General features: G+C 72.3%; 5 protein-coding genes and 1 pseudogene. All 6 read left to right on the forward strand.

Annotated features, from left to right (window positions below; translation table 11 throughout):
• The first annotated feature begins 72 nt into the window (after window positions 1-72).
• Window positions 73-741: a 30S ribosomal protein S4 gene (gene rpsD, locus LJ221_RS02830; protein ID WP_241713421.1), complete on the forward strand. Its 669-nt coding sequence runs from the start codon at window positions 73-75 to the stop codon at window positions 739-741.
• A 302-nt stretch (window positions 742-1,043) separates the two neighbouring features.
• Window positions 1,044-1,481 (forward strand): DUF948 domain-containing protein, encoded by a 438-nt coding sequence (locus LJ221_RS02835; protein ID WP_241713422.1) that lies wholly within the window; start codon window positions 1,044-1,046, stop codon window positions 1,479-1,481.
• A 7-nt stretch (window positions 1,482-1,488) separates the two neighbouring features.
• The gene (locus LJ221_RS02840) at window positions 1,489-1,830 is read left to right on the forward strand and encodes a DUF6167 family protein (protein ID WP_241713423.1); all 342 of its coding nucleotides are present in this window, start codon (window positions 1,489-1,491) and stop codon (window positions 1,828-1,830) included.
• A complete protein-coding gene (alaS, locus tag LJ221_RS02845; RefSeq protein WP_241713424.1) occupies window positions 1,830-4,493 on the forward strand; it encodes an alanine--tRNA ligase in 2,664 nt (887 codons plus the stop codon). The genes LJ221_RS02840 and alaS overlap by 1 nt, the downstream gene beginning before the upstream one ends.
• Window positions 4,493-4,960 (forward strand): Holliday junction resolvase RuvX, encoded by a 468-nt coding sequence (ruvX, locus tag LJ221_RS02850; RefSeq protein WP_241713425.1) that lies wholly within the window; start codon window positions 4,493-4,495, stop codon window positions 4,958-4,960. Before alaS ends, ruvX begins: the two co-directional genes overlap by 1 nt.
• A gap of 127 nt (window positions 4,961-5,087) precedes the next feature.
• A pseudogene (locus tag LJ221_RS02855) lies at window positions 5,088-5,438 on the forward strand (hypothetical protein); the annotation flags it as partial.

A 5,438-nucleotide genomic window follows, 5' to 3' on the forward strand; every position in this document is an offset into this window, starting at 1 on the left:
GCCCCGGCACTGCCGCCGGGGCCGCCGCCGTGCGCGGAACCGGTGCCGGGCAGGGGGCTCCCAGGTCGAAACATGCGTTCTCCTCCGCTAAGGTTAGGCTCACCTAAATTACACGGAGGTCCGTTCAACGTGAACCAGTCGCGTCCCAAGGTCAAGAAGTCGCGTGCGCTCGGCATCGCGCTGACCCCGAAGGCCGTGAAGTACTTCGAGCAGCGCCCGTACCCGCCGGGCGAGCACGGCCGGGGCCGCAAGCAGAACAGCGACTACAAGGTCCGGCTGCTGGAGAAGCAGCGGCTGCGCGCCCAGTACGACATCAGCGAGCGCCAGATGGTCCGCGCCTACGACCGCGCCCGCAAGGCCGAGGGCAAGACGGGCGAGGCCCTGGTCGTCGAGCTGGAGCGCCGCCTGGACGCGCTCGTCCTGCGCTCGGGCATCGCCCGCACCGTCTACCAGGCCCGCCAGATGGTCGTGCACGGCCACATCGAGGTCAACGGCCGCAAGGTCGACAAGCCCTCCTTCCGCGTCCGTCCGGACGATGTGGTCTCCGTCCGCGAGCGCAGCCGTGCCAAACACCCCTTCCTGGTGGCGCGCGAGGGCGGCTACGCGCCCGACGGCGAGACCCCGCGCTACCTGCAGGTCAATCTCCAGTCGCTCGCCTTCCGCCTGGACCGCGACCCGAACCGCAAGGAGATCCCGGTCGTCTGCGACGAGCAGCTCGTCGTCGAGTACTACGCCCGCTGATCCTCCGGCATGCCCGTACCGTCCGCTCCCGGTGGCACGGACACCCGGGCCTCCCGGTCCCCGGCCCTCCTGGCGCATCGCGCGGCAGGGGGGCCGCGGTGTGCCCCGGCGCGGCGCGGCGCGCGGGAGCGGGCGCGGACGCCACCCCGCCCGCCGGGCCGGAGGGAATGCGGTACGGGCGACGGCCCGCGGCGCGATAAGGTCGGTATCCGCCGTCGCACCCGTGAGATCGGTGGGCAGGTACCCCACGAACCGCAGGACGCGGCGGCCGAACCCATACGACCCGAGGGAAGCGGTGCAGCGTGTCCGGTGGAGAGGTGGCCGGCCTCCTGGTGGCCGTCTTCTGGGCGATCCTGGTGTCGTTCCTCGCAGTGGTGCTGGTGAGGCTCGCGCGGACGCTCAAGGCGGCGACCGGACTGGTGACGGACGTGACCGAGCGTGCGGTTCCCCTCCTTGCCGAGGCGTCCGAGACCGTCCGCTCGGCGCAGAGCCAGCTCAGCCGGGTGGACGCCATCGCCTCCGACGTCCAGGAGGTCACCGCCAACGCCTCGGCGCTCTCCTCCACCGTCTCCACCGCCTTCGGCGGCCCACTGGTGAAGGTGGCCGCGTTCGGGTACGGAGTGCGCCGAGCCCTTGGCCGCAAGAGCGACCCGCCGCCGCCGAAGCGCCCTGTCGTCGTGGGCCGGTCCGTACCGGCCGCGCGCCGGGGGGCCGGCCGGCGCCGCGACGGAAAGGACTGATCCCACCGTGTTCCGCCGCGCCTTCTGGTTCGGTGCCGGCGCCGCCACCGGCGTCTGGGCCACCACCAAGGTCAACCGCAAGCTGCGCAGTCTCGCGCCCGACAGCCTCGCCGTACGGGCGGCGGACCAGGCCCTGGCGGCCGGGCACCGGCTGAAGGACTTCGCACTCGATGTCCGCGCCGGAATGGCGCAGCGGGAGATCGAGTTGAACGACGCACTGGGACTGACGGCCTCCACCGACCCCGGGGCCGCGGGCCAGGCGGAAGACCGCCGGGGGCTCGCCGGGCGGGCCCCGCACCGCACCGCCCTCGGAGCCACCCACCCGTACGACCGGAATGAGGACCACTGATGGAGTCGGCTGAAATCCGCCGCCGCTGGCTGCGCTTCTTCGAGGAGCGGGGGCACACCGTCGTGCCGTCGGCGTCGCTGATCGCGGACGACCCGACGCTGCTGCTGGTCCCCGCGGGCATGGTGCCCTTCAAGCCGTACTTCCTGGGCGAGGCCACCCCGCCGTACGAGCGCGCCGTCAGCGTGCAGAAGTGCGTGCGCACCCCGGACATCGAAGAGGTCGGCAAGACCACCCGGCACGGCACCTTCTTCCAGATGTGCGGCAACTTCTCCTTCGGCGACTACTTCAAGAAGGGCGCCGCCGAGCTCGCCTGGGAACTGCTCACCACCCGCCAGGACAGGGGCGGCTACGGGCTGGACCCGGAGAGGCTGTGGATCACCGTCTACGAGGGGGACGACGAGGCCGAGCGCATCTGGCGCGACGTCGTCGGCGTCCCCGCCGAGCGGATCCAGCGCCTGGGCAAGAAGGAGAACTACTGGGACATGGGCGTGCCGGGTCCCTGCGGCCCCTGTTCCGAGATCAACTACGACCGCGGCCCGGAGTTCGGCGCCGAGGGCGGCCCGGCCGTCAACGACGAGCGCTACGTGGAGATCTGGAACCTGGTCTTCATGCAGTACGAGCGCGGGCCGGGCCAGGGCAAGGACTACCCGATCCTCGGTGAGCTGCCCAGCAAGAACATCGACACCGGCCTCGGTCTGGAGCGCCTGGCGATGATCCTGCAGGGCGTGCACAACATGTACGAGACCGACACCCTGCGCGCGGTCATCGACAAGGCCGGCGAGCTGACCGGGGTGCGCTACGGCGCCGCCGAGGACACCGACGTCTCCCTGCGCGTGGTCGCCGACCACATGCGCACCTCCGTGATGCTCATCGGCGACGGCGTCACCCCCGGCAACGAGGGGCGCGGTTACGTGCTGCGCCGCATCATGCGCCGCGCCATCCGCAACATGCGCATCCTGGGTGCCGGCAAGCCGGTCGTCGGCGAACTGGTCGACACCGTGATCGGCACGATGGGACAGCAGTACCCCGAGCTGACCACCGACCGGCAGCGCATCGAGACCGTCGCGCTCGCCGAGGAGGCCGCCTTCCTGAAGACCCTCAAGGCCGGCACCAACATCCTCGACACCGCCGTCACCGAGACCAGGGCCGCCGGTGGGGCTGTCCTGCCCGGCGAGAAGGCCTTCCTGCTCCACGACACCTGGGGCTTTCCCATCGACCTCACCCTGGAGATGGCCGCCGAGCAGGGCCTGTCCGTGGACGAGGAGGGCTTCCGCCGCCTGATGAAGGAGCAGCGGGAGCGTGCCAAGGCCGACGCCAGGGCCAAGAAGACCGGCCACGCCGACCTCAGCTCCTACCGCGAGGTCGCCGACACCGTCGGGGCCACCGTCTTCACCGGCTACACCGACACCGAGAGCGAGACCTCCGTGGTCGGACTGCTGGTGAACGGCCTGCCCTCGCCGGCCGCCTCCGAGGGCGACGACGTGGAGGTCGTACTCGACCGCACCCCGTTCTACGCGGAGGGCGGCGGGCAGCAGCCCGACACCGGCCGCATCCGCCTGGGCTCCGGTGCCGTCATCGAGGTCCGCGACGTCCAACAGCCGGTGCCCGGCGTCACCGTGCACAAGGGCACCGTCCAGGTCGGCGAGGTCACCGTCGGCGCCCCGGCCTACGCCGTCATCGACGTCACGCGCCGCCGGGCCATCGCCCGCGCCCACAGTGCCACCCACCTCACCCACCAGGCGCTGCGCGACGCACTCGGCCCCACGGCCGCCCAGGCCGGCTCCGAGAACGCCCCGGGCCGCTTCCGCTTCGACTTCGGCTCGCCGACCGCCGTGCCCGGCACCGTCCTCACCGACGTCGAGCAGAAGATCAACGAGGTCCTCGCCCGTGAACTCGACGTCCTGGCCGAGGTGATGAGCATGGAGGAGGCCAGGAAGCAGGGCGCCATCGCCGAGTTCGGCGAGAAGTACGGCGACCGGGTGCGCGTGGTGACCATCGGCGACTTCTCCAAGGAGCTGTGCGGCGGTACACATGTCCACAACACCGCCCAGCTCGGGCTGGTGAAGCTGCTGGGCGAGTCCTCCATCGGCTCCGGCGTACGCCGTGTGGAGGCCCTGGTCGGTGTGGACGCCTACAACTTCCTCGCCCGTGAACACACCGTGGTCTCCCAGCTCACCGATCTGCTCAAGGGCCGTCCAGAGGAGCTGCCGGAGAAGATCTCCGGGATGCTCGCCAAGCTCAAGGACGCCGAGAAGGAGATCGAGCGTTTCCGCGCCGAGAAGGTCCTGGCCGCCGCCGCGGGCCTGGCCTCCTCCGCCCGTGACATCGACGGGACCGCCTTCGTCGGGGCCCGGGTCCCCGACGGCACGACCGCCGACGGCCTGCGCAAGCTCGTCCTCGACGTGCGCGGCCGCCTCCAGGGCGGGCGTCCGGCCGTGGTCGCCCTGTTCTCGGTGGCGAACGGCCGTCCGCTGACCGTCATCGCCACCAACGAGGCCGCCCGCGACCGCGGTCTGAGGGCCGGCGACCTCGTCCGCGCCGCCGCCAAGGCCCTCGGCGGCGGAGGCGGCGGCAAGCCGGACCTCGCCCAGGGCGGCGGCCAGGACCCCCAGGCGGTCGACAAGGCCGTCACCGCCGTCGAGCGTCTGGTGGCGGCCGCCTGATGCGGCGCGGCAGGCGGCTTGCCGTCGACGTCGGAGACGCCCGGATCGGAGTCGCCTCCTGCGACCCCGACGGGCTCCTGGCCACGCCGGTGGAGACCGTGCCGGGGCGAGACGTCCCGGCCGCCCGCCGCCGGCTGGCCGAGCTCGTCGCGGAGTACGAGCCGCTGGAGGTCGTGGTCGGGCTCCCCCGCTCCCTCAACGGGCGCGAGGGCCCGGCCGCGGCCCGGGTGCGGGCCTTCGCCCGGGAGCTGGCCCGGGCCGTCGCCCCGGTGGTGGTACGCCTGGTGGACGAGCGGATGAGCACCGTCGCCGCGGCCCGGGACATGCGTGCCTCGGGCATCTCGTCGAAGAAGGGGCGCGGCCGGATCGACCAGGCCGCGGCCGTGGTGATCCTGCAGAGTGCCCTGGAGACCGAGCGGGTGTCCGGCCGGGCCCCGGGGGAGTACGTCGAGGCGGCCGCCCGATAGCGGTACGGTAACGTTCCATTCCGGACGGCGCCGTTCGAACACCAAGCCGTACACCGGAGACGGCTGTTCGGGCAGCGGTGTCCGCGCGTACCGCAACCGGCTGCCGTCCGACGGCTCTAGGGGATCGATGACTGAGTATGGCCGGGGCACCGGCTCCGAACCGTGGCACCCCGACGACCCGCTCTACGGGGACCAGGGGTGGAACGGCGGAGCCCACCACGGACCCCAGCAGGAGGCCCAGCACGGCGACTGGGACACCTACGGCGGACAGCAGCAGTACGGCGATCCGTACGGCGGGCAGCGGCACGGGGATCCCTACGGCCAGCAGGGACAGCAGGACTGGGGCACCCAGGGCGGACAGCAGCAGTACGGCGATCCGTACGGCGGGCAGCGGCACGGGGATCCCTACGGCCAGCAGGGGCAGCAGGACTGGGGCACCCAGGGCGGACAGCAGCAGTACGGCGATCCGTACGGCGGG

This window comes from Streptomyces sp. CNQ085 (assembly GCF_022614595.1).
Lineage (GTDB): Bacteria > Actinomycetota > Actinomycetes > Streptomycetales > Streptomycetaceae > Streptomyces.